We start from the raw sequence: 26,882 nt of genomic DNA, 5'->3' as shown, positions 1-26,882 counted from the left end.
GGGCATATCGACGCGCATGAAAAACCGGCAGGGGCGCTGGAGCCCTCTGCCGGCGGACGCCGCGCGGCGCGGCGCATTCACGGGCGGGCGCGGGCCCGCCTACGTTTTGTCACGAAACCAGCCGCGCCATCATTGCAGGACGATATTGGCCTGCTTGATCAGTTGCGCCACGATCGGCTGTTCGGTCTTGATCTGCTTGTCCAGTTCGGCAGCCGTGCCCGAGCGCGGGTCGATGCCCATGTCCAGCATGCGCTTCTTGATGGTCTCGTCCTGCAGGGTCTCGGCCAGGGCCTGCTGCAGCTTTTCCATCACGGGGGCGGGGGTGCCCTTGGGCGCCACGAAGCTGAACCAGGCGGTCATGTCGAACGCGGGATAGCCTTGTTCGGCCAGCGTCGCCAGCTTGGGCTGCGTCGCCAGGCGGCCCGGGCTGGTGATGGCGAAGACCTTGACCTTGCCGGCATCGGCCTGCGGCATGCCGGTGGCCACCATGTCGAAGAACAGGTCCACGTCGCCGCTGACCAGGGCGGGCAGGGCCTGGGTCGCGCCCTTGAAGGGCACGTGCAGGATGTCGATGCCCGCGCGTTCCTTGAAGAGTTCGCCCGCCAGGTGCGAGGACGTGCCCGGGCCGAAGGTGGCGAAGGTCAGCTTGCCTGGATTCTGCTTGGCGTAGGCCACCACGTCCTGGGTGCTGTTGAACGGCCGCTTGGGGCTGGACAGCAGGACCAGCGGCCCGACGCCGACCATGCCGATGCGGGCGAAGCCATCGGGATCGTAGGGCAGTTCCTTGTACAGATAGCGGTTGGTGACCAGCGTGGAGTTGGTCGCCATCAGGATGGTGTAGCCGTCCGGCGCTTCGCGCGAAACAAAGGCCGCCCCGATCGAGGTGCCGGCGCCTGCCTTGTTCTCGACGATCATGGGCTGGCCCAGCGTCTTGGCCATGCGCTCGGCCAGGATGCGGGTCAGCACGTCGGTGGCGCCGCCGGCGGGGAAGGGCGAGACCACCTTGATCGGCCGGGCCGGATAGGTTTCGGCCTGGGCGCCCAGTGCGGCGGCGCTGAGCAGCAGGGTGGCCAGCAGTTTGAAGCTAGTGCGAATCATGTTTTCCCCTTGAAATCGCGTGCATGAGTGGATGGTCGGGCCTGGCTTGGCGCTGCGGGTAGCGCTTGCCAAGTCTCCTTGGGTACATTAAATTCCGTCAAATGGAATTTAATTTTGTTATTCGAAATAAACTATAAAAACGAAGCGAATAGAAATGCAATCTTTTTCTGACGCCAAGCGCATCGCCCATCCCGCCGCCAAACCGGACGGCAAGGTCGAACTCAGCCTGCCCGCGCGCCGCAAGCGCGCCGCCGGCGCGGGCGGGGGCGCCAACTCGCCTGATTTCATTACCGCACTGGCGCGCGGGCTGGATGTACTGCGCTGTTTTCGCCATGGCGTGACGGCCTTGGGCAATCTGGACCTGGCGCGCCTGACCGGTTTGCCCAAGCCCACCATCAGCCGCATCACCTACACCCTTACTGAATTGGGTTATCTGCGCTATCACCCGGACACCGGCAAATATTCGCCTGGCTATGGCGTGCTGGCGCTGGGCTTCGGCCTGCTGGCCGGGCTGGAGGTGCGCGAACTGGCCAAGGCCTCGATGACCGAGCTGGCGCGCGCCACCGGCGGCGCGGTGGCCCTGGGCGCCTTCGATGGCGATGCCATGACCTACGTCGAGGCCATCCATGGGTCTTCGGCGCTCTACCTGCGCCTGCCCGTCGGCTATCGCGCCAGCCTGGACAGCGCCATGGGCCGGGCCTACCTGGCCAGCCTGCCGCCCCAGGCCTGCGCCGACGCGTTGGCCCGGCTGGGCGAGACCGCGCCGGACGCGGCCGCCATGGAGCGCGCCCGCGCCGAACTGCGCGACACGGGCTGCTGCTACGCCATCGGCGAATGGCAGTCGGGGATCAATGCGGTCGCCGTGCCGTTTGCCTCCATCACGGGCGAGGGCGTCTTCGTCATGAGCTGCGGCGGGCCCGCCAGCCTCTTGCCCGAGGCGGACCTGCGTACGCGCGTGGCGCCGCTGCTGCAGGGCGCCATTGCGGGGCTGGCAGGCGCTGCGGCCTGAGACGCGCCGCGCGCGGCGGCAAGCCCGACGGCCTTGCGGGTATCTCGTACAATTCACGGATTGATCCACCCCTAGCGCCCTCGGAGACCCGTTTGGCCAAATCTTCACAAGCCGATCCGCAGATCGATGACCGTCCCTTGCCCCAGGATTTCGAAACGGCGCTGGCCGAACTCGAATCGCTGGTAGCGGCCATGGAAGACGGCTCGTTGCCGCTGGAGCAGTCGCTGGCCGCCTACCGGCGCGGCGTGGCGCTCACGCGGGTCTGCCAGGAACGCTTGGCGCAGGCCGAACAGCAGGTCAAGGTCCTGGAGGGCGACTTGCTGCGTCCGCTGGACCCGGCGGCGCTGGATGACGAGTAAGAACCCGATGAAGCAAATTCAACTCGCCTTCCCGGAATGGTTGCAAGGCCGTGTCCAGCACGTCGAAGACGTCCTGGACGATCTGCTCCCCCCGGCGGACGCGTTGCCCGCGCGGCTGCATGAAGCCATGCGCTACGCCGTGCTTGGCGGCGGCAAGCGGGTGCGCGCCGCGCTGGTCTACGCGGCGGGGCAGGCCTGCCCCGTCAGCGGCAGCGTGCTGGCCGTGCAGGCCTCGCTGGACCGCGCCGCCGCGGCGGTGGAACTGATCCACGCCTATTCGCTGGTGCATGACGATCTGCCCTGCATGGACGACGACACGCTGCGCCGCGGCCGTCCCACCACCCACGTGAAGTTCGACGAAGCCACCGCCATGCTGGCGGGCGATGCGCTGCAACCGCTGGCCTTCGATCTGCTGGCTTCCATGCCGATCGCGCCCGCGCTGATCGTGCAGGCCACTCAGTCGCTGGCGCGCGCCGCCGGCAGTCAGGGCATGGCCGGCGGCCAGGCCATTGACCTGTTCAGCGTCGGCCGCGCGCTGTCGCGCGACGAGCTGCAAACCATGCACAGCATGAAGACGGGCGCCATGCTGGCTTGCAGCGTGGCCCTGGGCGGCATCGTGGCGGGCGCCAGCTCGGCCTCGCGCCAGGCGCTGGACGCCTACGCGCAGGCGGTGGGCCTGGCCTTCCAGGTGGTCGACGACATCCTGGACGTGACCGCCGACAGCGCCAGCCTGGGCAAGACGCCGGGCAAGGACGCCGCCGAGAACAAGCCCACCTATGTATCGCTTCTGGGCCTGGACGGCGCGCGCGCGTTCGCTCAGGAACTGCGTGAGGACGCGCTGGCCGCCCTGGCTCCGCTGGGCGAGGCCGGATCGCGCCTGGCTGAACTGGCCGACTTCATCGTCCTACGAGACCGCTGAACCGGGACCAGCCCGGGCTGGAGGCAGGCCGGGCCAACGAACCACATAAAAGCATGACGACAGATTTACTGGACCGCATTCAATCCCCGGCTGACCTCAAGCGCCTGGATCGCCGCGAGCTGAAGAAGCTGGCCGACGAGCTGCGCGGCTTCGTGCTGGAATCGGTGTCCAAAACGGGCGGGCACCTGTCGTCCAACCTGGGCACGGTCGAGCTCACCCTGGCCCTGCATCAGGTGTTCGACACGCCGCATGACCGCATCGTCTGGGACGTAGGCCACCAGTCCTACCCGCACAAGATCTTGACTGGCCGCCGCGCCGGCATGGCCAAGCTGCGCCAGCAGGGCGGGATTTCGGGTTTCCCCAAGCGCAGTGAATCCGAGTACGACGCCTTCGGCACCGCGCATTCGTCCACTTCCATCTCGGCGGCGCTGGGCATGGCGGTGGCCTCGCGCAACGCCGGCGTGCAGCGCCAGCACATCGCCATCATCGGCGACGGCGCGATGTCGGCGGGTATGGCCTTCGAAGCCATGAACAATGCCGGCGTCACGCCCGACATCAACCTGCTGGTGATCCTGAACGACAACGACATGTCGATCTCGCCGCCAGTGGGGGCGCTGAACCGCTACCTGGCGCGCCTGATGTCGGGCCGCTTCTATGCGGCCGCCAAGAACGTCGGCCGCGCGGTGCTGCAACACGTGCCGCCGGTGCTGGAACTGGCGCGCCGCTTCGAAGAGCATGCCAAGGGCATGGTCACGCCGGCCACGCTGTTCGAGGAATTCGGCTTCAACTACGTCGGCCCGATCGACGGGCACGACCTGGACGCGCTGGTGCCCACGCTGCAGAACCTCAAGGCCCTGGAAGGCCTGCAGTTCCTGCACGTGGTCACCAAGAAGGGCCAGGGCTACAAGCTGGCCGAGGCCGACCCGGTGCTGTACCACGGTCCGGGCAAGTTCGATCCGGCCGTCGGCATCCAGCAATCGAAGGCGCCGGGCAAGCGCAGCTTCACGCAGGTGTTCGGCCAGTGGCTGTGCGACATGGCCGAACAGGATTCGCGCCTGGTCGCCATCACGCCCGCCATGCGCGAGGGCAGCGGGCTGGTGGAATTCGAAAAGCGCTTTCCGCAGCGCTACTTCGACGTGGGCATCGCCGAGCAGCACGCCGTGACGTTCGCTGCGGGCATCGCCTGCGAAGGCCAGAAGCCCGTGGTCGCGATCTACTCCACCTTCATGCAGCGCGGCTACGACCAGTTCATCCACGACGTGGCCCTGCAGAACCTGGACGTGACCTTCGCGCTGGACCGCGCCGGCCTGGTGGGCGCGGACGGCGCCACGCATGCGGGCAATTACGACATCGCCTTTCTGCGCTGCGTGCCCAACATGGTCGTGGCCACGCCCTCGGACGAAAACGAAACGCGGCTGCTGCTGTCGACCTGTTATCAGTATCCCGGCCCGGCGTCGGTGCGCTATCCGCGCGGCGCGGGCTGCGGCGCGGCTGAAGCGCCCGGCCTGGACACGGTCGAGCTCGGCCGCGGCGTGGTGCGCCGCGAGGGCCGCAAGATCGCCATCCTGGGTTTCGGCATGCTGCTTCAGGCCGCGTTGGGCGCGGCTGAAAAGCTCGATGCCACCGTGGCCGACATGCGCTTCGTCAAGCCGATCGACCGCGAACTGATCCTCGACCTGGCCAGCCGCCATGACGCCCTGGTTACGCTGGAAGACGCTTCCATCATGGGCGGCGCCGGCAGCGCGGTGCTGGAAACGCTGAGCGCGGCGGGGGTTGCGATCCCGGTCCTGCAACTGGGCCTGCCCGACGAGTTCATCGACCACGGCGAGCAGTCGGCGCTGTGGGCCGGCATCGGCCTGGACGCGGCGGGCATCGAAAGCGCGATCCGCGCCCGTTACGCCAATCTGCTGGGCTGAATCCGGCCCGATTCCGCGGGCAGGGGCCAGGCCACTGTCCGCGGCAATGAAACACACTGTTCCGGCCCCGCCAACCTACGGATAAAAGGGTTTTCCCTGGCGATCCGCGGACTATGGGCGATAATGGCCCCCTTCTCAAAGATTCCTAGGCCCGTGCGTTTTCACGACTGATTGCCTAGACAGGTAAGCCGAAATGAATTCTCCGATCGACCCCGCCATCGTGATGCCCGACGTCCAGAGTTCGGCGGACACCCGGCACATCCCGATTCAGCGCGTGGGCATCCGTGGCGTGCGCCACCCCATGTTGATTGAAAGCGGCGACGGCTCGCCCCAAGGCACCGTGGCCAACTGGACGCTCACGGTGGCGCTGCCGCCCGAAGAAAAAGGGACGCACATGTCCCGCTTCGTGGCCCTGCTGGAAAAGTACCGCAGCATCCCCATGACGCCGACCCTGTTCCGCGCCATGGCTGCCGACATGCTGCCGCTGCTGCATGCCGAGCGCGGCGACATCACCGCCGCCTTCCCGTACTTCATCAACAAGTCCGCCCCGATTTCCGGCGTGCAAAGCCTGTTGGACTACGAAGTGCAATGGATCGCCCGCGCCCAGGGCGACGAGGTCGAGTTCGAGTTGATCGTGCAGGTGCCCGTCACCAGCCTCTGTCCCTGCTCCAAGGCCATCTCCGAATACGGCGCGCACAACCAGCGCTCGCACGTCACGGTGTCGGCCATCCTGAATGCCGACATCGGCATGGACGGCGTCATCCGCCTGATCGAAGAAGAAGGCTCGTGCGAACTGTGGGGCCTGCTCAAGCGCCCGGACGAGAAGTACGTCACCGAGCGCGCCTACGACAATCCCAAGTTCGTCGAGGACCTGGTGCGCGACGTGGCTGCCCGCCTGAACGCGCATCCCGGCATCGCCCGCTACCGCGTGGAAGCCGAGAACTTCGAATCCATCCACAACCACTCGGCCTACGCCGTCGTGGAAGGCTGAGCTTTCCGTGAGCCATCCGGCGGCCAATGACTGGCCGCTCATCGCGGGGCTGCAGGAGTGGGAATCGCGGCTGGCCAGCAATCTGGCCGGCCGCGGCCGTTTTGGCGTGGCCCTTTACGAGTTCTTCCGCTTTGGCGTGAAGCAGGCCTGGGCCTGCCTGTTCGGCGGCCTGATGTGCGCGCTGCTGCTGGGCACGCACTGGTGGTATCCGAAAGACGCCGCGCTGGCCCGCTACGACTTCCTGACCCTGGCCGCGCTGGGCATCCAGGCGCTGCTGCTGGCGCTGCGCATGGAAACCTGGAGCGAAGCCCGCGTGATCCTGCTGTTCCATGTGGTGGGCACGGGCATGGAAGTGTTCAAGACCGCCGCGGGTTCGTGGATCTATCCCGAGGCCAGCGTGCTGCGCATCGGCGGCGTGCCGCTGTTCACGGGCTTCATGTACGCGGCGGTGGGCAGCTATCTCGCCCGCGTCTGGCGCCTGTTCGACTTCCGCTTCCGCGCGCATCCGCCGCTGGCGGCCTGCGTGGCGCTGTCGGTGCTGATCTACCTGAACTTCTTCGCGCACCACTACATCATGGATATCCGGTGGGCGCTGTTCGCGCTGACCGCCATCCTGTTCGCCCGCACCTGGGTGTATTTCCGCATTTGGCGAGTCTACCGCCGCATGCCGCTGCTGCTGGGTTTCGTGCTGGTGGCCCTGTTCATCTGGTTCGCCGAGAACATCGGCACCTTCGCCAACGCCTGGCGCTATCCAAACCAGTCGCAGGGCTGGCAACTCGTGTCCATCGCCAAGCTGGGCTCATGGTTCCTGCTGATGATCATCAGCTACGTGATGGTCGGCGTGGTCAACCGTCCCCAGGAAATCGATGTTGCCGATTTGCCTCGGCAGGCGGGGCAGGGCGATGGAAATAGTCCGTCCCTTATTTCCTGACCTGCCTCTGGCTTGCGTCTGACCGCTCAATCGGTGATAATCGAGAGCTTTCTTGCTCGACCGCCCATGGTTTTTGGGTAGCGGGCTGCCCCTTGCGGGCCACTGTTCAAGATGCATATTGCGATCCGCCCCTGATGGGAAAGCGGGGGCGCAGGACGGTCGGCCAGCGAGACATCCTCAAGGAGTTTTACTCATGCGTCACTACGAAGTGGTGTTTATCGTTCACCCCGACCAAAGCGAGCAAGTGCCCGCCATGGTCGAGCGTTACCAAGCGCTGGTCACGGGCCAAGGCGGCTCGGTTCACCGCCTGGAAGACTGGGGTCGCCGTCAACTGGCCTACCCGATCCAGAAGCTCGTCAAGGCTCACTACGTCTGCCTGAACATCGAGTGCGGCCAAGCCACGCTGGATGAGCTGGAACACTCGTTCCGCTACAACGACGCCGTTCTGCGCCACCTGGTCATCAAGACCAAGAAGGCTCAAGCCACGCCCTCGATCATGATGAAGTCGGTCGAACGCGAAGAAGCCCGCAAGGCTTCGGCTGAAGCAGCAGCGCCGGCTCAGGCCGAGTAAGCAGGGCTCACGCAGAGCTCATCCCATGAAGTCCCCTCGGTGCCTGGCAGGATGAACAAGCTGGAACTCAGCGCCCGCGTTCTCGAATGCGAGCCTTTGCGCCACACTCCCGCCGGTTTGCCCGCACTGGAAATGGTGCTGGCGCACGAGTCCGAAGTCATCGAAGCAGGCCACCCGCGCCGCGTCGAACTGACTATCGCGGCCGTGGCACTGGGCGATCTGGCGTTGCTGCTGAAGGACACCGCGCTAGGGTCCGAATTGCTGGTGCAGGGGTTTCTGGCTCCCACCCGCAAGGACTCGGTGAAGGTCAAGCTGCATTTGCAGCAGGCACGCAGGATCAGCGGCAGCGCAGGGCGCGATCCGCTGGTGGCTTGAAGGGAATTGGGCAAGAGGCGCGATGAGCGCCTTCTGATTACGGATAGGTTATGGGGGTTTGGGCCCGTTTTGGGTAGAACCCGGCCCCCTCAAACAAAGAGGCACATATCATGGCTTTCTTCGGAAAACGCAAGGAAAAACGCAAATTCACGCAGCAGAACCCGCTCTTCAAGCGTCGTAAGTTCTGCCGCTTCACCGCTGCCGGCGTGGAAGAGATCGACTACAAGGATCTGGACACCCTGCGCGACTTCGTGCAAGAAAACGGCAAGATCATCCCGGCTCGCCTGACCGGCACCAAGGCAATCTACCAGCGTCAGCTGGACACCGCCATCAAGCGCGCGCGCTTCCTGGCCCTGTTGCCTTACACCGACAACCACAACTAATCCGGGGCACTGAAATGCAAGTTATTCTGCTCGAAAAAGTCGTCAACCTGGGTAACCTCGGCGAAGTCGTCCGCGTGCGTGATGGCTACGCCCGCAACTTCCTGATCCCCCAGCGCAAGGCCCGTCGCGCAACCGACGCCGCCCTGAAGGAATTCGAAGCGCGCCGCGCCGAACTGGAAAAGGCCCAGGCTGAAAAGCTGGCCGCCGCCCAGGCTCTGGGCGAGCGCGTCGCCGGCTTCCAGCTGAAGATCGTCCAGAAGGCTGGCGTCGACGGCCGCCTGTTCGGCTCGGTCACCAACGCCGACATCGCTGAAGGCCTGCGCAAGGCCGGCTTCGAAGCCGTGGAAAAGGCGCAAATCCGCCTGCCCAACGGCCAGCTGAAGTCGATCGGCGAGTTCCCGGCCCAGGTTGCCCTGCACGCCGACGTTCTGGTCGACGTGACGATCCTGGTCGAAGGCGAACTGTCCTAAGCCGGTACCCGCAGTAAAAAAGAAGCCGGCCCGCGCGCCGGCTTTTTTTCTTTTTGTCCATCGCGTATTGCGTGTAGTCTTCGGACTCCACGATCCAGGCCCCGCGCCGCATTCCTCAGAGGACGTCTTGACTCAGCCCCCCGTTCACCACAACGCGCCCCCCGGCCTGCGAGCCTGGTTGGATAGCGTGGATGCGTCGCGTGAACCTTCGGTGAGGGATGTGACGATAGATGGCGTGCGCTGCATCATCAAGCGCCGCCGTCCCGGCATCGGTCAGGGCGTGAGCTACGCGCTGCGCTATGTGCGCGCCCTGTTCCTGGGCGTGGGATGCAAGATTTTCCTCGGCGAGTTTCCACGTCCGGGCGTGTTGCTGCGCAACGGCCTGACGCACGAGTCGCAGCGCCTGGCGCAACTGCTCAAGGCCGGTTGCCGCGTGCCCGAGGTCTGGTGGCAGGAGCAAGGCCTGCTGGTGCTGGAATACGTGGGCGAAGACCTGGCCGACCTGATCCGCAACGAGGACACGACGTCCCGCTTGTGGCTGGCGCGCGCCGCGGCAGCAGATCTGGCCGCTTTCCATGCCCGCGGCATGTGGCATGGCGGCGCCCAGATCCGCAACATCACCCTGCAGGACGGCGAGCTGTGGCGCATCGATTTCGAAGAGAACATCGGTTCGACCCTGTCGCGCCCGCTGGCCCAGGCCTATGACCTGTTCCAGATGCTGGCCTCTCTGGTGTCTTTGCGTAAATTGCCGGACGACGTGGCCCGCACGCTGGGTAAACTGGCGTTCGAAGTCTATTTCGAAAGCAACCCCGACCCCGAGGTCCGAGCCCGCCTGACGCGCCTGGCGCGCGTGCTCTGCGGCATTGCCGCGCCCTTGCGCGTGGTGCTGGGCCGATTGCCCTCGCGCGATATCCAGGGATTCTTCCGCGTCGCGGACATCCTGCAGCCGTTACTATTGAAGTCATGAATACACCTGCCGACTCCCAGCTCGAATACCTGCGCGTTCCCCCCCATTCCATCGAGGCGGAACAGTCGGTTCTGGGCGGCCTGCTGCTGGACAACGCAGCCTGGGACCGCATCGCCGACGTGCTGGTCGAAGAGGATTTCTACCGGCACGACCACCGGCTTATCTGGCACCATATTGCCCGCCTGATCGGGCTGGCGCGCCCGGCGGACGTCATCACCGTCCACGAGTCGCTGGTCAGCGCCGGCAAGGCCGAGGATGCCGGCGGCCTGGCCTATTTGAACGCGCTGGCCCACAACACGCCGTCGGCCGCCAACATCCGCCGTTATGGCGAGATCGTGCGCGAGCGCGCCATGCTGCGCAAGCTGGTCGCGATCGCCGACGAGATCTCCGCGGCCGCCATGAGCCCGCAGGGCAAGGAAGCGCGCCAACTGCTGGACGAGGCCGAGTCCAAGGTGTTCCAGATCGCCCAGGAAGGCGCACGCGGCGCCGCGGGCTTCCAGGAAATCCAGCCGCTGCTGACGCAGGTGGTGGAGCGCATCGACGAGCTCTATCACCGCGAGAGCACCTCCGACGTGACCGGCGTGCCCACGGGCTTCACCGATCTGGACAAGATGACCTCGGGCATGCAGGGCGGCGACCTGATCATCGTGGCCGGCCGCCCATCCATGGGCAAGACCTCGTTCTCGATGAACATCGGCGAACACGTCGCCATCGAGGAAGGGCTGCCGGTGGCGGTGTTCTCCATGGAAATGGGCGCGGTCCAGCTGGCCATGCGTATGCTGGGCTCCGTGGGCCTGCTGGACCAGCATCGCATGCGGACCGGCAAGCTGATCGCCGAGGACTGGCCACGCGTGACCCACGCAGTCCAGCTGATGCAGGACGCGCAGGTCTACATCGACGAATCGCCGGCGCTCAGCCCGATGGAAGTGCGGGCGCGCGCGCGCCGCCTGGCGCGCCAATGCGGCCAGCTCGGCCTGATCATCATCGACTACCTGCAGCTCATGTCGGGCAATGGCTCGGGCGAAAACCGGGCCACCGAAGTGTCGGAAATCAGCCGCTCGCTCAAGGGTCTGGCCAAGGAACTGAACTGCCCGCTGATCGCGCTGTCGCAGCTGAACCGAAGCCTGGAACAGCGTCCCAACAAGCGCCCCGTGATGAGCGACCTGCGCGAATCCGGCGCTATCGAACAGGACGCGGACGTGATCCTGTTCATTTACCGCGACGAGGTCTACAACCCCGATTCGCCGGACAAGGGCACCGCCGAGATCATCATCGGCAAGCAGCGTAACGGTCCCATTGGTTCCGTGCGTTTGACCTTCCAGGGCTCCAGCACGCGCTTCCTGAACTTCTCGGGCGCGCAGCCGCGCGACATGTACTGAACCTGTCCGCTCCAAGAAAAAACCGCGCCTCGGCGCGGTTTTTCATTGCAGCTGCGAACCCGCTTCAGGCTTGCGCCTCGGGACGCTTGCCGAAGCGCGCGGCCAGCACGCCGCACACCATCAGCTGGATCTGGTGGAACAGCATCAGCGGCAGCACGATCGCGCCCACGGCGTGGCCGGCGAACAGCACCTGCGCCATCGGAATGCCGCTGGCCAGGCTTTTCTTCGAGCCGCAGAACAGCAGCGTGATGCGGTCTTCGACATTGAAGCCGAATACGCGGCCGGCCAGGGCCGACAGACCCAGCGCCAGCGCCAGGATGACGGCGCAAGCCACCACCAGGCCGGCCAGCGCGGGGATCGGGGTCGAACTCCACAGACCTTCGTTGATGGCTTCAGAAAACGCCGTGTAGACCACCAGCAGGATGGAGCCCTGGTCGACGAACTTCAGCATGGCCTTGCGCTTGTGCACCCAGGCGCCGATCCAGCGGCGGGCGAACTGGCCCAGCACGAAGGGCAACAGCAGTTGCAGCATGATCTTGCCGACGGCGTCGAACGAGATCGGCGCGCTGCCCGCGTTGGCGACCACCGTGCCCACCAGCAGCGGGGTGATGAAGATGCCGAGCAGGCTGGAGGCGGAGGCGCTGCACACGGCAGCCGGCACGTTGCCGCGCGCCATCGAGGTGAAGGCGATGGCCGATTGCACCGTGGCGGGCAGGCAGCACAGGAACAGGATGCCCAGATAGAGTTCGGGCGTGACCAGCGGTTCCAGCACCGGCTTGAGCGCCAGGCCCAGCAGCGGGAACATGAGGAAGGTCGCGGAGAAGATCGTGAGGTGCAGCTTCCAGTGCGTCAGGCCGGCGATGATGGCCTCGCGCGACAGGCGCGCGCCGTGCAGGAAGAACAGCAGGCCGACCGCGATGTTGGTGATCCAGCCGAACACCACCACGCCTTGCCCATGAGCGGGCACGATGCTGGCGATGATGACGGTGCAGATCAGGTAGAGGGTGAAGCGATCGGGAAGAAGGCGGGCAAGGCGTGACATGAGGGATGGAAGGGGGAGGGCGGACGGAAAGCGCCGCGGGCGCCGTAAACGGGCAGTATTGTAGTCCCCGGGACGTCTTGCTTCCTGACATCCAGTTGTCAGCGCTGCAGGTCGCAGCAGCGCCGCAGCGCGGCGCTCAGGGCGTCATGGCCAGCGCCAGGTCGAACGCCGCGACCAGCGAGGCATGGTCGGCCAGGCCCTTGCCCGCGATGTCGAAGGCAGTGCCGTGGTCCACGCTGGTGCGCACGAAAGGCAGGCCTACCGTCACGTTCACGCCGTGGTCCAGGCCCAGGTACTTGACCGGAATGAGTCCCTGGTCGTGGTATTGCGCCACCACGATATCGAACTCGCCGCGCCGGGCGCGCATGAAGATCGTGTCGCCGGGCCAGGGCCCGCTCGCGTCTATGCCTTGCGCGCGGGCAGCGGCGATTGCGGGCTCGATGATGTCGATGTCTTCGCGGCCGAACTTGCCGCCTTCGCCCGCGTGCGGATTCAGGCCCGCGACCGCGACGCGCGGCTGGGCGATGCCCATCTGGCGGCAGGCCTGGTCGGCCAGCCGCATGGCAGTCAGTTCCGCCTGCGGCGTGATGCGTGCGATCACGTCGGCCAGCGCCACGTGTATGGTCACCAGCAGCACGCGCAACTCGTCGTTGGCCAGCATCATCGCGAAGTCTTGCGTATCCGAGCGTTCCGCGAGGATCTCGGTGTGGCCGGGATAGTCGATGCCGGCGGCATGCATGGATTTCTTGTTCAGCGGCGCGGTGACGATGGCGCGGATGCGGCCGGCCTGCGCGTCGTCGATGGCGGCGCAGACATAATCGTAGGCGCCGCGTCCCGCGGCCGCGCTGATCTGCCCCAGGGGCAGGTCGGCGGGCAGGGCGGGGCTGCAGGCGATGACGTTGATGTGGTCCGCGCCCGGCGCTGCCTGGCCGACGTCGGCGACCTCGACGATCTCCAGCCTTGCGCCCAGCTGGGCGGCGGCGCGGCGCAGTGCGCCCGCATCGCCATACACCACGCAAGGCGCGTTCAGGCCTTGCGCGTAGGCCTTGACGACGATTTCGGGACCGATGCCGGCGGCATCGCCCATGGTGATGCCTACGGGCAGGGAGGTGTTCACGATGCGGGGACTGAGGTTGTGTTGCGGATCTGGGTGGGCCGCCGCCTTACTTCGAGGAATTCTTGGGCGGCTCGATGACGCCGCATTCGAAGGTCACGGTGGCGCGCTTGGGGCCCAGGCCGGTCGCGTGGTTGGAGGTGATCTTGGGCTTGACCAGCTTGCGGTCGATCGACTGGCAATACTGTTCGGCCCGCAGCAGGGCCTGGTTCTTGATTTCCACCCAGGTCATCATCTGCGAGCCGGAGCTGTGGGTGACGCTGTAGGTGTCCTTGCCGGCGGGCGTGACCTCGCTCATGCTGGAACAGGCGGTCAGCAGGGCAAGCAATACGGCGGCGGGGGCAAGGCGTGCAAACATGAGGCGTCCTGGAATGGCGATTACCTCAATTACACCATCATTTCATGGCGCGGCCACGGCGCTGCGGCGGTCGAGCTTGCGGCTCAGGACGATGGAAGTCTGGGTCTGCTTGACCCCGTCGATCAGGCCGATGCGGTCCAGCAGTTCGTCCAGCTGTTCGTGGGTTTCGCAGCGCAGGAAGATGAGGTAATCGTAGGGGCCGCTGACCGAGGAGACCTCCTCGACTTCGGGCATCTTCTCCAGTTCGCGTATGACCGCGGCGGGAGTCTTGGGCAGCACGCTGATGAAGCAATAGGCGCGCACCGCCGCTTCTTCCAGCAAGCGCCCCAGGCGCACGCCATAGCCCGCCACGATGTGCTCGCGTTCGAGCCGCGCAATGCGCGCCACCACCGTGGTACGGGCCAGGCCGAGCTTGCGCGCCAGGATGGCCGCGGGTTCGCGCGCATTGGCTTGCAGCAGGCTGAGCAGTTGCCGGTCGATGGCGTCGAGTCGTTCGTTCATACGGAAATGGGCGGCATGGAGCGAGAGGGCGCGAGTGCCGACGGTACAGGCCCGGGCCTGCCCGCGTCAATGCGCAGCCGGCCCTCGCACGCCAGCATGGCGCCAGGCGCTAGCCATCGGATTCGGGTGGAATGCCGCCTTGATAGATGCGCCCGTCGAACTCGAAGCGCGTGATGGTCTTGCGCGCAGCATCGAAGATGCGATCGCGGCTGGCATCGTCCAGGCCGTCGTGGTCGGCGAAGCTGAAGCGGCACAGATCGATGTCGCTATCGTAGAAGGCCGAATGCACATAGCGGCTGACATCGGCCTCGTGCGCGAAATGCGCGAATTCGCGCAACTGCTCCATTTCGTGGAAGGAGCCGTTACGGCTGACCAGCAACATGCCGAACTTGCGCTCTTCGTCGGCGACGGGTTCCGGCGCGGGCAGGGCGTCGGGATGCCGGGTGTCCTGATAATCGAAACGCGCGCCCAGGTCATGCATGGCCGCCAGCACACGCTGCCATTGCGCTTCGTCCAAGGTGAGGCGGGCCGCCACGTAGAACAGGCGCTGGCGGCCCAGCGAGCGCGGTTCGGGGCCGCCGATGAAACTGTGCCAGGGAATGGCTGCGTCGAGTCCGGCAAGCTCCGCCATGCGCGCGTCGCTGTATCCCAGCCGGTCCTGCAGGCGCCGCATGGACTGGGCGTCCGGCGCAACGTAGTTCTGGATCGTCTTCATCGGAGGCCTCCGGTTGCACCGGATGCTCGCGGGCGCGCAGCCCTGGAGACGGAGCCGGTGACGTGCGCCGCCGTGCCTCTGCGGCTACGCTTCATGCTAGCGCGGCGCGCAGGGCTTGCCTAGCATGGGCCGGCGTGGCGCCGTGCTAGGATTTGCGCCGACTTCAATGCCAGGAGGCTTACACATGGACATCCAGGAACAAATCGCCGTCATCGTGCATACCATTTCGCATCAAGGCGGCCGCATCGATGCGCTGAATTCGACCGTGCTGTCGATGCTGCATCTGGCCAAGGCTTCGCCCGGCCTGCGCGAGGCCATCGAAGCCCAGCTCGAACAGAACTATTCCAGCCTGCTGGCCCGCTCCGAGAATCCGCAGTACGTGGCCGGTTTCGAGAGCGTGCGCGACATGATTCTGGGCGCCTTGAAATAGGCTGGCTTGCGGGTCCAGGCTTGCGGGAGTTACCCACAACTTCTGTGGACAAGCCTTGGGATAGTGCGGGCATAGATGTTCATTTTCCTTTAATTACAAAGGCTTGCATGGGGCGGTCAAAGCTGGCTCCATTTGCTCGCTGCGGCAGCGCTTGCTGCACGCTGCCGCAGGTCACGCAAGCCGGGTAATATGCGGCCCCATGCGGAATCAGTATTCATTGGAATGCCGGGGCGGATCGATCGCGATGCGCGTCTCGGAAGCAGCAAAGCTGGCGGCGTTCGACCCCGGCAAACTTTCCCCCGAGGCGCGCCAGAGCTGGGAGCGCATGGGGCATGGCTTCAAGGCCTGGCACGACTTCGACCAGCGCCACCCCATCCTGCGCCGCCTGGCGCGCTTGCCCCTGGTGGGCCGCTGGTACCGCAACGCGCGGCGCCGTTATGTGCTGCGCGCCAGCGGCAAGCTGGTGGTCTGAGCGCAGTTATTTGCGGCGCCTGCCCAGCAGGTGATAAGCCAGCCAGATGAGCACGCCGATCGCGATGGCCACGGCCAGCTTGGTCTCGACGCCGTGCAGGCGTCCCAGCATGGATTCGATCGTCTGGCCGAACAGATAGCCCAGGGTGCTGAAGCACACCGCCCAGATGGCGGCGGCGATGGCGTTGAGCACCAGGAAGCGCAGCGGCGGCACATTCGACACGCCCAGCGCCACTGGCCCCACCGTGCGCAGGCCGTACAGGAAACGCAGGCTCAGGATGAAGCCGTGCGGATAGCGGTCCACCGCGGCCAAGGCCTTTTCGAAAGCGGGCTTCTCGCGGATGCGCCGGACATAGCGATGATCGCGATAGCGGCGGCCCAGCAGGAACAGGGCCTGGTCCGCAAGGAATGAACCGGCGAACGCGCACAGCACCACATAGGGCAGGTGCAGCAGGTGCTGGTGTGCCAGGAAGCCGGCGAAAACGACCACGCTTTCGCCTTCGAGCAGCGTGCCGGCCAGCACCGCCCACAGGCCGTAGTCGACGATGAACTGGTGCAGGGCGGGATTCATCTGGGCCGCTCGCCCACGATGCGCGCGAGCGTTTGCAGCGCAGCGGTGATCTCGGGCGTGGTGCGTTGTCCGCAGCTGATGCGCAGGAAATGGTTGTAGCGTGTGCCATTGGAGAACATGGCGCCCGGCGCGACCCGTATGCCTTGCCGGAGCGCGGCTTCGAACACGTCCATGCCCGAGCGTCCGTCGGGCATCTCCACCCAAAGCAGCATGCCGCCCTGCGGCACGCTCAGGCGGGTGCCGGAAGGGAAGTGCGCAGCGATGGTCTCGGCCGTCTGGTCGCGCTGCATCTTCAGGTGCCGGCGCAGGCGCGACAGATGGCGGTCGTAGGCGCGCGAGCCCATGAACTCGGCCACGGCAATTTGCGCCAATGGTTCGTTGGGCCGGCTCTGGGCGAACTTCAGCATGGCGATGCGGGCCTTCCAGCGGCCGCCCAGCAGCCAGCCCAGGCGCATGCCTGGCGCCAGCGTCTTGTGCATGGACGAACAATAGATGACGTTGCCGGTCGCGTCCCAGGACTTGGCGGCGGCCAGCGGCGTGTCGTCGTCCGTCAGCGCGCCGTAGGTGTCGTCTTCGATCAGGGGCACCTGCTGGCGTTCGCACAGCGCAACCAGCCGCGCCTTTTCCGCGTCGGGCATGACGCAGCCCAGCGGGTTCTGGAAATTGGGCACCACCACCACGGCGCGGATGTTGCCGTGGGTCTGGAACGCCAGGTCCAGCGCTTCGATCGACAGGCCGTGCTGCGGGCTGGTGGGAATCTCCAGCGCCCGCATGCCCAGGCTTTCCAGGATCTGCAGCAGGCCGAAGTAGGCGGGCGATTCGACCGCAATCGTGTCGCCGGGGCGCGCCACCGCGCGCAGCGCCAGGTTCAGCGCCTCGATGCAGCCATGCGTGACGATGACGTCGTCCGGCGTGGCGTTGATGCCGTTGGCCAGTGCGCGGCGGGCGAGCACGGTGCGCAGGTCCGGATGCCCCTGCGGCGGAACCGGGCTGACCAGCACCTGCGGCGACTGGCGCAGAGCGCGGATCATGGCCTGCTTAAGTTCTTCCAGCGGATAGGCTTCGGGCACTGCCGCGGCCAGGGCGAAGTTGGCGCTGACCGGATGCGCTTCGCACTTGGCCACGAAGTCCGAGACCCGATCGTGGATGCCTACGTATTGCGCCGCGCCCAGTGCCTGGCGGATGTCCGGCTCGTCCACGGGCGGGATGGTGTTGCGGCGGGGCTTGAGCACGAAGTAGCCCGAGCGGGGCCGCGCTTCGATCAGGCCGTCGTCTTCCAGCTGGCGGCAGGCCTGCAAGGCCGTGGACAGGCTGACGTGGTGGGTGCGCACTAGCGTGCGGACCGAGGGCATGCGCTGGGCGGGCGCCAGCACGCCGGTCTGGATGGCGCGCCGGTAATGGTTGGCCAGGCGTAGATAGAGCGGTTGCGGATCCATGCGCCGATCATGCTCCCCGAGGTTGGTGTGAGACTAGGCACAGATTTAAGCAAAGTACACCATAACAGCGACGAAATCGAGGATCTGCATCGGTACAGAAACCTCAGGGGTGTGACTGTTGCGCATAGCAGGGCGCGCGTAGTCTGTAGTTGTCCGACAGGAGACGACGATGATTGCGACTTACACCCCAGATGCCCAGGCCCGCCGCCTGGAACTTGCCGCCGGCGCCAGCCGGAAACTGGTCCTGCGCGCCGGCGCCACGCTGGTGTGCGTCAGCGGCAGCGTGCGGATCGAGGAACCCGTGAATGGCCCGGAAGCCGCGGGCGGACTGCCTCGCGCGGTATCGGTGCGCATTAATGCGGGTGAGGGGCATGGCCTGGGCTACGGCGGCGTGGCGCAGGTCACGGCCATCGGCCAGGCCGAGGTGATATGCATGGATGTACCGGGCTATGCGCAGCGTTTTTTTCAGGCAGCGGCCGCATTTTTTCGGCTGGATTTGGCCAGAAGCCGAAAAAATTCCCTCGGTGCGCTGCACAAGATTTCAAAATGATGTATGATTCACACATCAGACGCGGGGTGGAGCAGTCTGGCAGCTCGTCGGGCTCATAACCCGAAGGTCGTAGGTTCAAATCCTGCCCCCGCAACCAGTTTCAAGCAGAAGAAAGCCGCGATACTAATCGCGGCTTTTTTTCGTCTTGCGGCAGGATTTCCCGCGCCGCTTGCTCTGCGTCAAACCTTTGTTCCAGTCCGGACTTTCCCTGGTGTTCACGGCCGCACAGGCCCGCAGCCCTGCGCTACCATGGGTCACGCGCGCTAGGTTGCCGCACTCGAGGAGGGTCCATGGGAACAGCAAAATACGATCATCCCGGCTATGTCGCCGATACGGGCGCTGACGGCAAGTACCACGTGGGCATCTGGTGCCCCCATGGCTATCCCGCCCATATCCATATCGGCAGGCCCGCCGAACGTGGCGATCCCCAGGCGATGCTGCGCCTGCGCATACCGGACGGGGTGTTCCAGTCCTTGCCCGACGATCCTGAAACCCTTTGCCGCCGTGCGCTGGGGCAGGCGCTGGGCGCGGGCCTGTTGCCGTCCGTCTCGGTGGATGGCGAATACCAGGAACTGCGTTTCCAGATCGACGCCGAACCCTGGTCCGGCCCGATGCAGTCGGCCGCCCACGCCTGAATCCTGGCCGCGAGCCCAGGTTGAATTACCCACAGCAACTGTGGACAAGCCTTGGGATAGCCTCTGCGCATTTCGGGTTTTCCCCGCCAGAACAATGACTTGGTAACGCCGGTCAATAAACGCCCCACTGGGGCGTTTATTGCTTCCCTCCTGCACGACGGTCCGGCTATGCGACAATCTTTTCCCTCCCTGGCGTGCCCGCCCCTGTTTTGCCATTCCCTCCCGGTCCGTTCCCCATGCTTAGTGCTACGCGTATCCATTCCTGCGGCCTGAAGGCGCCGACGCCATGAGTCCAGCTGTCGCGCGCGTCGCCGTCATCGGCGGCGGTCCCGCCGGTCTGATGGCCGCCGAGCGCCTGAGCGCGCAAGGCGTGCAGGTGGATGTGTTCGATGCGATGCCATCGGTCGGCCGCAAGTTCCTGATGGCGGGGCGGGGCGGCCTGAATCTGACCCACAGCGAGCCGGCCGAGCCGTTCCTGGCGCGTTACGGCGACCGCGCGTCCCATGTCGCGCCTTGGCTGCAGGCGCTCGACGCGGACGGATTGCGGGAATGGACCCACGGACTGGGCATCCAGACCTTCGTGGGTTCGTCCGGCCGGGTTTTTCCCCAGGAGATGAAGGCGGCGCCCCTGTTACGGGCCTGGCTGGCCAGGCTGCGCGCCGGCGGCGTGCGCCTGCACATGCGGCACCGCTGGCTGGGATGGCCGGCGGGTTCCCGGCCTGGCCCGGGCGCGCTGCGCTTTGATACGCCCGAGGGCGAGCAGTGCTACGCGGCTGACGCCGTGGTGCTGGCGCTGGGCGGAGGCAGCTGGGCCAAATTGGGATCGGATGGCGCCTGGGTCGACGGACTGCAAGCGCACGGCGTTGCGGTCGCGCCGCTGCGGCCGGCCAATTGCGGATTCGACGTGGCGTGGTCGGATCATTTTCGCGAACGCTATGCGGGACAGCCCGTGAAATCCGTGGCCATGGCCTGCGAAACCGCAGCCGGCGTGGCTCCCGCCCGTCAGGGAGAGTTCGTCGTGTCGGAAACCGGCATAGAAGGCAGCCTGGTGTATGCCCTGTCCGCGCCGCTGCGCGACCGTATCGATGCCCAAGGCCATGCCGTCGCCATGCTGGATCTGGCTCCGGACTGGTCGCAGGAGAAAGTGATGGCTGCCGTGACGCACCCGCGCGGCTCGCGGTCAATGTCCAGCCATCTGCAAAGCCGGTTGGGGCTGACCGGGGTCAAGGCGGGGTTGCTGCGCGAATGCGCCTCGGCGGAAGATTTCCGCGCCCCCGAGCTGCTGGGCCTGCGCATCAAGGCCTTGCCGCTGCGTCTGCTGCGTGCGCGGCCTATCGACGAAGCGATCAGCACCGCAGGCGGCGTGTCGTTCGCCGCGCTGGATTCCGGCCTGATGCTGCGCGAAATCCCTGGCGTGTTCTGCGCAGGGGAAATGCTGGATTGGGAGGCGCCGACAGGCGGCTATCTGCTGACGGCCTGCATGGCGAGCGGCGTGGCCGCCGCGGCCGGGGCGATTGAATTCTTGCGATCGGGTGGGCGCGGCCAGGCGGATGCCTGAAGCCGCATGAGCTCAGGAGCCCGAGGAATAGGGCGCCAGGCCCAGCGGCGCGCGCGGCGCCAGATCGCCGACGACGTGGCCCACGACGGGTTCGCCCCCTTCCGGTTGCGTGACGATGCCGATGACGCGGGTAATCGCGCTGGCCGGAATGTCCGTGCCGTGCGCGGGATCCTGCACCAGTTGCCAGATGGTGGCTTCTTCGGGGACTGCGGTCTGTTCGGTCAGGTCGGAGCTGTCCAGGCAGCTGCGGGCAAAGGCCGACCAGTCCGATGCGTTGCAAGGCAAGCCGTGAGCGGTGGCCAGGCGGGCCAGGGCCAGCGGCGCGTCTGCCTGGCTGGCCGCATGCTGGGCGGCGGCTCCCAGGGAGACATCCAGCGACAGCAGGCGCAGGAACTCTACGACGTTGTCGGTATTCTTCATTGTGCGGTCTCCTGTGGTGACTGTTCTGGTTATGGCCCTGAGCCTGCAGGCAAGCCGGGCGGCGTTTCAGGCCGGGCCTTGGCCCAGCATCGATACCAATGACTTTTTCAGGCGTGCCGAAAAAATCGGTACCGTATGGGACACCCCATCGCGGTCGACGCCCTCTTTGAGTTCGACCGATTGGCCGAGGAAAATATCCGGTGCGGCGCCAATTTCGTTGTAGCGGGCCAGCAATTCGTTCACGTTCTGCTGCGCGTCGGCGAGCGTGCTGCTTTCAGCCAGCTTGCCAGCGGCATGCGCCTGCAAAATGCGATGGAGATCGTCGATGAAGAGCGCCAAAGCCGCCTGCCCGCGGCACTGCGGCTGTTCCCAGCCCCAGCCCTGGTGGGCCGAGCCGGCGCTTTGCGATGTGTGTTTCTTGGTCATGTCCGCATCCTAATCGATTGGCGCTAAATGCGCGACAGGCGAACGCAAGCCTTTCCAACGGCGTTTGATCCCGGCTCAGCCTCCCATAGGGGAGCCGCCGCGAGCCGGTCCGGTCGATGCGCAAATGAGGGTCTTTGGGGTATGCTGGCTTCACTTTCCAAGCCCAGACAGGAGATGTCTATGAAGAACAAAGTCTTTCTCGTCATGTTGCTTTCGATCGCCGCGCTCTCGGCCGGTTGCAACACCGTAGCGGGGGCAGGCAAGGATATCCAGCGGGGCGGCGAGAAGATAGAGGGCGCCGCCACCAAGTAGGCCCGCGCCCTGCGCCGCAATCCGGCCTGGAAGCCGCGAGACATGCCTTGGCATCCCTCTCGCGGCTTTTTTTGTTGGCGCGCTACGTAGGGAGGAGCTGCAAGCGGGAGGCGATGCGAGGGCTTTCCCCCTGGCATAATTCGCGGAGTTGAATTCGATCGTGGGAAGTGTCATGCGCAAGTCTTTGTGGTTGGGAATGGCGTTTGCGGCCTTGTTGGCCGGCTGCGCGAGCAAAGGGGTCTACGAATCCGATGCCGTCGTCACGGAGACCTTCACCGTCAATACCAACTACGAAGCGGCTTTCCGCCGGGCCGGCGAGTACGTGCGCACCTGCCACGTGCAAGTGCAGCACGCCTATAACGTCGCCTATGCCTGGCGCCACGTGAAGGGCGAAAAGGGTGCGCCGGACGAAGTGCAGCTCTATAAGGTGACGGAACCCGCCAAGGTGCTGGAACTGATTGCCGCCGAAAGCGCCAGCCCCTCCACCGCCAAGGTAACCATCACGGTCTTGGGCGAAGGGCGTTGGGACGCTGCTGAAATCGCCGCTGCCCGCGCCTCCATCCAGAGCGCAACGCCGGTCTGCCGCAAGGGCGGCGAAGGCTGATCCATGGATGCCCGCGCCCAGCAGATCCGTGCTAGCGGCCTGTCGTTCTCGCTGCTGGCGGGGGCGTTCCGCTTCCTGGGCTGGCTCAATGGGGGCGCGGCGCTGGTCCTGACGGGGTTTTCGCTGGGCGTGGTCGGCGGCGATATCGCCGCGCCGGATCTGCAACTGCCGCTGGCGCTGCTGCTGGGCGGCCTGCTGGCCGCCTGCCTGGGAATTCTGTTTGCCTACCTGGCGCAGGTCAGCCTGTTGCGCCAGGGCTACACCGGACATCTGACGCGTGCCCACTGGCCCGCGCAGCTTCTGGCCATGGTTTGTTATCTGATCAGTGCGCTTGCCTTCTGCGCCGCCTGCTGGCTGGCGGCTGGACAGGCGGTCACGGATGCGCCTCAGACGACGACCGCCTATGCGAGGCGGTAGTTGCGGGTAAACCCGTGTGCGCAAAAGTGTTGGACTTGAATTTGTGTTGAGAATAATATGCGCAGTGCGTATATAAATCTCCTGTTCGGGGCCCGTCATGACCATTTCCCAGCAAGCCTTCCTGCGCGACGCCATGCGGCGCCTGAATCTCACCCGCGACGTGTTCGCGACCCGCATCGGCGTCAAACGCCGGGCGCTTGATACCTGGTTGCTGCCCGAGGGCTCGCAGGAATTCCGCGCCATGCCGGAAGTGGTGCAGCGCTTCGTCAGCGAAATCGTCCAGAACGGTGTTTTGCTGGAAAAATATACGCAAAGCGTACAAGAAGGTCCGCTGCGTGACCGCATCGCCGTGGAAGGCAAGCACCAACTGCTGTCGGTGGACCAGTTCACCCGTGAATCGGTCGAGGACCTGTTCCGCGTGGCCGACATGATGCAGCCCATCGCCCGCCGCCAGAAAGTGTCGCGCGTGCTGGAAGGCGCGGTGCTGGGCAACCTGTTCTTCGAGGCCAGCACCCGTACCCGCGTGAGCTTCGGTTCGGCATTCTGCCGCCTGGGCGGCTCGGTCTGCGACACCACCGGCTTCACGTTCTCGTCCATGGCCAAGGGCGAGTCGATCTACGACACCAGCCGCGTCATGAGCGGCTACGTCGACGCCATGGTCATCCGCCATCCGGACCAGGGTTCGGTCGCGGAATTCGCGCGCGCCACCAACATCCCCGTGGTCAACGGCGGCGACGGCCCGGGCGAACACCCTAGCCAGGCCCTGCTGGACCTGTACACGATCCTGACCGAGTTCTCGCGCCTGGGCAAACTGCTGGACGGCGCGCACATCGCCATGGTCGGCGACCTGAAGTACGGCCGCACCGTGCACTCGCTCATCAAGCTGATGGCGCTGTACAAGAACGTGAAGTTCTCGCTGGTGTCGCCCAAGGGCCTGGAAATGCCGGCCTACATCATCGAGCAGGCCAGCCGCAACGGCAACATCATCGAGCAGAAGAGCACGCTGGCCGAAGGTCTGGCCGGCGCCGACGTGATCTACGCGACGCGCGTGCAGAAAGAGCGCTTCGCCAACGAAGAAAACGAAGGCTACACGCCGGATTTCCAGATCAGCCGCGCCATCATCGACGCCTACTGCGGCCCCGATACCATCGTGATGCACCCGCTGCCGCGCGACAGCCGTCCCGGCGCCAACGACCTGAGCGTGGACCTGAACCACGATCCGCGCCTGGCCATCTTCCGCCAGACCGACAACGGCATTCCCATCCGCATGGCGATCTTCGCAGTGCTGCTGGGCGTGGAGGGCCTGGTGCAGCACTCCTTGCGCGACGTGACCTGGCAGCATCCGTCGCACGTGGGTCCGGACGATTCCGCTTTCCACGGACTCGAATAAGCGCGCGGCGGCGGGTCGAATACCCCTTGGACTCCAGCCGCTACGCGGCCTGGAGCCGGGGTTTTCAAGCATAATCCGCGCTGGCTTTTTCTGTCGCGTGTCGTTTCCGGACACGCCGTAGGGCCTACGGACGGATTATCTATGTCTACTAGCAGTGTTGGCGTCGCGCCATCTTCCGATCGGCACGCCGGCGCATCCGGCCAGGCGTGCTACCTGAGCGCATCCGACGAGCAGGCCTGGATAGCGGTCTACCAGTCGGTTGACGCCTATACGCGCGGGCAGGTCGCCGCAGTGGTGGGCGACAGCCTGTCCGCCCTGGTCGACGCCTTTTATTCCACGCTGCTGGCCGACGCCGAAGCCGGCCCCCGCCTGTCCCACGACATCGTATCCAGCCGTTTGCACGCGGGCATGACCCGCTGGCTCAAGGGGCTCCTGTGCGTGCGCGACCAGGGCGACATCGCCGTCCTGATGGCTACGCAGAAAAAAGTGGGCGAGGTGCACGCCCGCGTCCACATTCCGATCCATCTGGTGATGGCGGGCGCCCGCATCCTGAAGAACGAGATCGCGCTGCGCCTGCGCGCCAGCGACCTGGACGGCATGGCCGCATCGGTCGCCACCCAGTACGTGTGCAATCTGTTCGACCTGGCGGTCGAGCAGATGAGCCGCGCCTTCATGCGCGACATCAGCCGCGGCGCCCGCAACGACGAGGCCTATCGCCTTTTCGCCCTGGGCCAGAACATTTCCACGGAACGCGAACGCCAGCGCGCCGCCTTGCTGGAATGGAGCCAGGCGGTGCTGATCGGCTTGCATTACCGTGCGCCAGGGCAAAGCCTGCCGCGGCTTGCGGCCTCGGAATTCGGGCTGTGGCTGCAGCACAAGGGCGGGGCGATGTTCGAAAGCGCTCCGGGCCTGCAGCAGATCACGGACGCCGTCGCGCAGTTGGACTCGGTAGTGCTGCCGCAATTGATGCGGGGCGAAGAACAGGGGCTCGCCGCCTCGATGCCGGACCACGTGCGCGAATTGCAGGAACTGGTGGCGCGCATCAAGCATCTGCTCAACGGCCTGTTCGACATGGTGGCCGAGATCGAGAGCGGCAGCGATCCGCTGACCAATGTGCTGAACCGGCGCTTCCTGCCCTCGGTGGTCGGGCGCGAAATCTCGATCGCGCGGCGCCAGCGCAGCGCATTCTCCGTCCTGTTGCTGGACATCGACCATTTCAAGGCCATCAACGACCAGCACGGCCATTCGGGCGGCGACCAGGTGTTGCGCCAGTTTGCGGAAGTGCTGCACCAATCGTGCCGCTCCAGCGATTTCGTGTTCCGCTACGGCGGCGAGGAATTCCTCGTGGTGCTGGTGGATGCGCAGCAGGAGGCCGCGCTGGCGACGGCCGAGAAGCTGGGCGCGGAGATCCGCCGCCATGTGTTCAACATCCCCGAGGCGGGGCCGCTGCATATCACGGCCAGCATTGGCGTGGCGACCTTCGACGGCCACCCGGACTATGCCTATCTGATCGACCGCGCCGACCAGGCGCTCTACCAGGCCAAGCAGGCCGGCCGCGACCGCGCCGTGGCGGCCTGAGGCCCGGCGCGCGCATGAAAAAGGCCGCCCGGTCAGGGGCGGCCCGCGGTTTGCCTGGCGCCATGGCGCCCGCGGCTTACACCTTCTTTTCGCCGCCGAGCGCGTCGACCAGTTCGGCCATCATCTTGGCCAATTCGCCCGTCATCAGCATCATGTCGGAATCGAACTTCTCGTCGTCGTTGGCGGCCACGCCTTCGTTGCCTTCCTTCAGCACGTCCAGGGGCGCGACGCGCTTGACGTCCAGGCCTTCGGTCAGCACGAACGAAATGCGGTCGGCCCAGGTCATGGCCAGGCGGGTGCACTGCTTGCCCGACTGGATATGGCGGCGCACGTCATCGGCGTCGATCGAATGCTTGACGTAGCGGATCGCTGCGCCGCTTTCGCCCGACGAACGCAGCTCGGTGTCCTGGTCGATCGAGAAGTTGGCCGGAGCCTCGTCCTCGGCCAGCCAGCCGGTCATGGCCGAAGCCGGCGACTGCGCCACGTACAGGTTTTCGAGCGGGAACGGATCCACGCACTTGGCCAGGAGGCCGATGACTTCGTCGGCCTTGGCCGAGGCGGCCGCGTCGATCACCAGCCAATGGTTCTGCGGATCGATCCAGACGCGCGTGTCGCGGTACACGCTGAAGGCGCGCGGCAGGAGCTCGTCGGTGACGCGTTCCTTGATTTCCTTCATTTGCTTGCGGCCCGGCTTGTAGCCTTGCTGCTCTTCGATTTCCTGGGCGCGGGCCTTGGCGACCTGGTTCACCACGGTGCCAGGCAGCAGCTTCTTTTCGGCGCGCAGGCTCAGCAGGATCTGGCCGTTGACCACATGCGCCAGGCCGCCGTTCTCGCGCGGAGGAACCCAGCCCAGGCTTTGCATTTCGAGGTTGTTGCCGCTTTGGTAGGCATGCCGCGCGAGCGTTTCTTCAAGCTGGTCGCCGACCAGCGTCCACGGCGAGGAGAGGCGATAAATCTTGAGATTCTTGAACCACATGAGCGTCGGC

General features: G+C 65.7%; 33 protein-coding genes and 1 tRNA gene. 23 read left to right on the top strand and 11 right to left on the bottom strand.

The window, feature by feature from the left end:
• Positions 1-129 precede the first annotated feature (129 nt).
• The gene (locus IB268_RS15800) at positions 130-1,098 is read right to left on the bottom strand and encodes a tripartite tricarboxylate transporter substrate binding protein (protein ID WP_054451020.1); all 969 of its coding nucleotides are present in this window, start codon (positions 1,096-1,098) and stop codon (positions 130-132) included.
• Positions 1,099-1,252: 154 nt separating this feature from the next.
• Here IB268_RS15800 and IB268_RS15795 point away from each other — a divergent pair, with 154 nt between their 5' ends.
• The 12 genes from IB268_RS15795 to IB268_RS15740 all read left to right on the top strand — a co-directional run bounded on the left by IB268_RS15795 (position 1,253) and on the right by IB268_RS15740 (position 11,368).
• The gene (locus IB268_RS15795) at positions 1,253-2,107 is read left to right on the top strand and encodes an IclR family transcriptional regulator (protein ID WP_054451021.1); all 855 of its coding nucleotides are present in this window, start codon (positions 1,253-1,255) and stop codon (positions 2,105-2,107) included.
• Positions 2,108-2,199: 92 nt separating this feature from the next.
• Positions 2,200-2,466: an exodeoxyribonuclease VII small subunit gene (locus IB268_RS15790; RefSeq protein WP_054451022.1), complete on the top strand. Its 267-nt coding sequence runs from the start codon at positions 2,200-2,202 to the stop codon at positions 2,464-2,466.
• A gap of 7 nt (positions 2,467-2,473) precedes the next feature.
• The gene (locus tag IB268_RS15785; protein ID WP_054451023.1) at positions 2,474-3,385 is read left to right on the top strand and encodes a polyprenyl synthetase family protein; all 912 of its coding nucleotides are present in this window, start codon (positions 2,474-2,476) and stop codon (positions 3,383-3,385) included.
• 53 nt (positions 3,386-3,438) lie between these two features.
• Positions 3,439-5,301: a 1-deoxy-D-xylulose-5-phosphate synthase gene (gene dxs, locus IB268_RS15780; protein WP_192354505.1), complete on the top strand. Its 1,863-nt coding sequence runs from the start codon at positions 3,439-3,441 to the stop codon at positions 5,299-5,301.
• Between the two features lie 193 nt (positions 5,302-5,494).
• Positions 5,495-6,292: a GTP cyclohydrolase FolE2 gene (gene folE2 / locus IB268_RS15775; RefSeq protein WP_054451025.1), complete on the top strand. Its 798-nt coding sequence runs from the start codon at positions 5,495-5,497 to the stop codon at positions 6,290-6,292.
• A gap of 7 nt (positions 6,293-6,299) precedes the next feature.
• Positions 6,300-7,223 (top strand): DUF817 domain-containing protein, encoded by a 924-nt coding sequence (locus IB268_RS15770; RefSeq protein WP_119450556.1) that lies wholly within the window; start codon positions 6,300-6,302, stop codon positions 7,221-7,223.
• Positions 7,224-7,416: 193 nt separating this feature from the next.
• Positions 7,417-7,794: a 30S ribosomal protein S6 gene (rpsF, locus tag IB268_RS15765; protein ID WP_013392507.1), complete on the top strand. Its 378-nt coding sequence runs from the start codon at positions 7,417-7,419 to the stop codon at positions 7,792-7,794.
• Positions 7,795-7,845: 51 nt separating this feature from the next.
• Positions 7,846-8,169 (top strand): primosomal replication protein N, encoded by a 324-nt coding sequence (priB, locus tag IB268_RS15760; protein ID WP_054451027.1) that lies wholly within the window; start codon positions 7,846-7,848, stop codon positions 8,167-8,169.
• A gap of 110 nt (positions 8,170-8,279) precedes the next feature.
• Complete coding sequence (rpsR, locus tag IB268_RS15755) at positions 8,280-8,552, top strand: 30S ribosomal protein S18 (RefSeq protein ID WP_006218308.1); 273 nt, start codon at positions 8,280-8,282, stop codon at positions 8,550-8,552.
• A gap of 14 nt (positions 8,553-8,566) precedes the next feature.
• Positions 8,567-9,022 (top strand): 50S ribosomal protein L9, encoded by a 456-nt coding sequence (gene rplI / locus IB268_RS15750; protein WP_054451028.1) that lies wholly within the window; start codon positions 8,567-8,569, stop codon positions 9,020-9,022.
• Between the two features lie 127 nt (positions 9,023-9,149).
• The gene (locus tag IB268_RS15745; RefSeq protein ID WP_054451029.1) at positions 9,150-9,989 is read left to right on the top strand and encodes a hypothetical protein; all 840 of its coding nucleotides are present in this window, start codon (positions 9,150-9,152) and stop codon (positions 9,987-9,989) included.
• Complete coding sequence (locus IB268_RS15740; RefSeq protein ID WP_054451030.1) at positions 9,986-11,368, top strand: replicative DNA helicase; 1,383 nt, start codon at positions 9,986-9,988, stop codon at positions 11,366-11,368. The genes IB268_RS15745 and IB268_RS15740 overlap by 4 nt, the downstream gene beginning before the upstream one ends.
• A 64-nt stretch (positions 11,369-11,432) precedes the next feature.
• Here IB268_RS15740 and IB268_RS15735 read toward each other — a convergent pair whose 3' ends face one another.
• The 5 genes from IB268_RS15735 to IB268_RS15715 all read right to left on the bottom strand — a co-directional run bounded on the left by IB268_RS15735 (position 11,433) and on the right by IB268_RS15715 (position 15,098).
• Positions 11,433-12,410, bottom strand: a complete 978-nt coding sequence (locus tag IB268_RS15735; RefSeq protein ID WP_054451031.1) for a bile acid:sodium symporter family protein — start codon at positions 12,408-12,410, stop codon at positions 11,433-11,435.
• A gap of 136 nt (positions 12,411-12,546) precedes the next feature.
• Positions 12,547-13,527, bottom strand: a complete 981-nt coding sequence (gene pdxA, locus IB268_RS15730) for a 4-hydroxythreonine-4-phosphate dehydrogenase PdxA (RefSeq protein ID WP_082400687.1) — start codon at positions 13,525-13,527, stop codon at positions 12,547-12,549.
• Positions 13,528-13,573: 46 nt separating this feature from the next.
• Positions 13,574-13,882, bottom strand: coding sequence for a hypothetical protein (locus tag IB268_RS15725; RefSeq protein WP_054451033.1), 309 nt, complete (start codon positions 13,880-13,882; stop codon positions 13,574-13,576).
• A gap of 42 nt (positions 13,883-13,924) precedes the next feature.
• Positions 13,925-14,383, bottom strand: coding sequence for an Lrp/AsnC family transcriptional regulator (locus IB268_RS15720; RefSeq protein WP_054451034.1), 459 nt, complete (start codon positions 14,381-14,383; stop codon positions 13,925-13,927).
• A gap of 109 nt (positions 14,384-14,492) precedes the next feature.
• Entirely contained in the window at positions 14,493-15,098 is a 606-nt protein-coding gene (locus IB268_RS15715; protein WP_054451035.1) for a hypothetical protein, read from the bottom strand.
• Between the two features lie 184 nt (positions 15,099-15,282).
• Between IB268_RS15715 and IB268_RS15710 the strand changes: the two genes are divergently transcribed.
• Both IB268_RS15710 and IB268_RS15705 read left to right on the top strand, forming a co-directional pair.
• Positions 15,283-15,528, top strand: a complete 246-nt coding sequence (locus tag IB268_RS15710) for a hypothetical protein (RefSeq protein ID WP_054451036.1) — start codon at positions 15,283-15,285, stop codon at positions 15,526-15,528.
• A gap of 244 nt (positions 15,529-15,772) precedes the next feature.
• Positions 15,773-16,000, top strand: a complete 228-nt coding sequence (locus tag IB268_RS15705) for a hypothetical protein (protein ID WP_223283424.1) — start codon at positions 15,773-15,775, stop codon at positions 15,998-16,000.
• A 6-nt stretch (positions 16,001-16,006) separates the two neighbouring features.
• Here IB268_RS15705 and IB268_RS15700 read toward each other — a convergent pair whose 3' ends face one another.
• Positions 16,007-16,570, bottom strand: coding sequence for a DedA family protein (locus IB268_RS15700; protein WP_054451038.1), 564 nt, complete (start codon positions 16,568-16,570; stop codon positions 16,007-16,009).
• A complete protein-coding gene (locus IB268_RS15695) occupies positions 16,567-18,006 on the bottom strand; it encodes a PLP-dependent aminotransferase family protein (RefSeq protein WP_054451039.1) in 1,440 nt (479 codons plus the stop codon). The genes IB268_RS15700 and IB268_RS15695 overlap by 4 nt, the downstream gene beginning before the upstream one ends.
• Positions 18,007-18,175: 169 nt before the next feature.
• Here IB268_RS15695 and IB268_RS15690 point away from each other — a divergent pair, with 169 nt between their 5' ends.
• The 4 genes from IB268_RS15690 (at position 18,176) to IB268_RS15675 (ending at position 20,749) form a co-directional block, all read left to right on the top strand.
• On the top strand, positions 18,176-18,556 hold the full coding sequence (locus IB268_RS15690; RefSeq protein ID WP_054451040.1) for a hypothetical protein: 381 nt from the start codon (positions 18,176-18,178) through the stop codon (positions 18,554-18,556).
• 20 nt (positions 18,557-18,576) lie between these two features.
• Positions 18,577-18,653: transfer RNA gene (locus tag IB268_RS15685), tRNA-Met, on the top strand.
• A gap of 193 nt (positions 18,654-18,846) precedes the next feature.
• Positions 18,847-19,191 (top strand): hypothetical protein, encoded by a 345-nt coding sequence (locus IB268_RS15680; protein WP_054451041.1) that lies wholly within the window; start codon positions 18,847-18,849, stop codon positions 19,189-19,191.
• 286 nt (positions 19,192-19,477) lie between these two features.
• A complete protein-coding gene (locus tag IB268_RS15675; RefSeq protein ID WP_054451042.1) occupies positions 19,478-20,749 on the top strand; it encodes a TIGR03862 family flavoprotein in 1,272 nt (423 codons plus the stop codon).
• Between the two features lie 12 nt (positions 20,750-20,761).
• Here IB268_RS15675 and IB268_RS15670 read toward each other — a convergent pair whose 3' ends face one another.
• Positions 20,762-21,169, bottom strand: a complete 408-nt coding sequence (locus tag IB268_RS15670; protein WP_054451043.1) for a hypothetical protein — start codon at positions 21,167-21,169, stop codon at positions 20,762-20,764.
• 66 nt (positions 21,170-21,235) lie between these two features.
• Positions 21,236-21,595 (bottom strand): hypothetical protein, encoded by a 360-nt coding sequence (locus IB268_RS15665; RefSeq protein ID WP_054451044.1) that lies wholly within the window; start codon positions 21,593-21,595, stop codon positions 21,236-21,238.
• A gap of 180 nt (positions 21,596-21,775) precedes the next feature.
• Between IB268_RS15665 and IB268_RS15660 the strand changes: the two genes are divergently transcribed.
• The 5 genes from IB268_RS15660 to IB268_RS15640 all read left to right on the top strand — a co-directional run bounded on the left by IB268_RS15660 (position 21,776) and on the right by IB268_RS15640 (position 25,896).
• On the top strand, positions 21,776-21,907 hold the full coding sequence (locus tag IB268_RS15660; protein WP_042792633.1) for an entericidin A/B family lipoprotein: 132 nt from the start codon (positions 21,776-21,778) through the stop codon (positions 21,905-21,907).
• 172 nt (positions 21,908-22,079) lie between these two features.
• A complete protein-coding gene (locus IB268_RS15655) occupies positions 22,080-22,511 on the top strand; it encodes a BPTD_2524 family lipoprotein (RefSeq protein WP_054451045.1) in 432 nt (143 codons plus the stop codon).
• A gap of 3 nt (positions 22,512-22,514) precedes the next feature.
• Positions 22,515-22,928 carry a hypothetical protein gene (locus IB268_RS15650; RefSeq protein ID WP_054451046.1) on the top strand — a complete coding sequence of 138 codons (414 nt, stop codon included), beginning with the start codon at positions 22,515-22,517 and terminating at the stop codon, positions 22,926-22,928.
• A gap of 97 nt (positions 22,929-23,025) precedes the next feature.
• A complete protein-coding gene (locus IB268_RS15645) occupies positions 23,026-24,318 on the top strand; it encodes an aspartate carbamoyltransferase (protein ID WP_054451047.1) in 1,293 nt (430 codons plus the stop codon).
• A gap of 141 nt (positions 24,319-24,459) precedes the next feature.
• Positions 24,460-25,896, top strand: coding sequence for a diguanylate cyclase (locus IB268_RS15640; protein WP_119450549.1), 1,437 nt, complete (start codon positions 24,460-24,462; stop codon positions 25,894-25,896).
• 76 nt (positions 25,897-25,972) lie between these two features.
• Here the strand turns inward: IB268_RS15640 and IB268_RS15635 are convergent, their stop codons facing one another.
• Positions 25,973-26,872, bottom strand: coding sequence for a recombination-associated protein RdgC (locus tag IB268_RS15635; protein WP_054451049.1), 900 nt, complete (start codon positions 26,870-26,872; stop codon positions 25,973-25,975).
• Between the last annotated feature and the right edge of the window lie 10 nt (positions 26,873-26,882).

It is taken from the genome of Achromobacter sp. ACM01, from assembly GCF_014851745.1.
Taxonomy (GTDB): Bacteria; Pseudomonadota; Gammaproteobacteria; order Burkholderiales; family Burkholderiaceae_B; genus Achromobacter; species Achromobacter aegrifaciens.
This window is presented reverse-complemented; position numbering and strand designations above follow the sequence as displayed.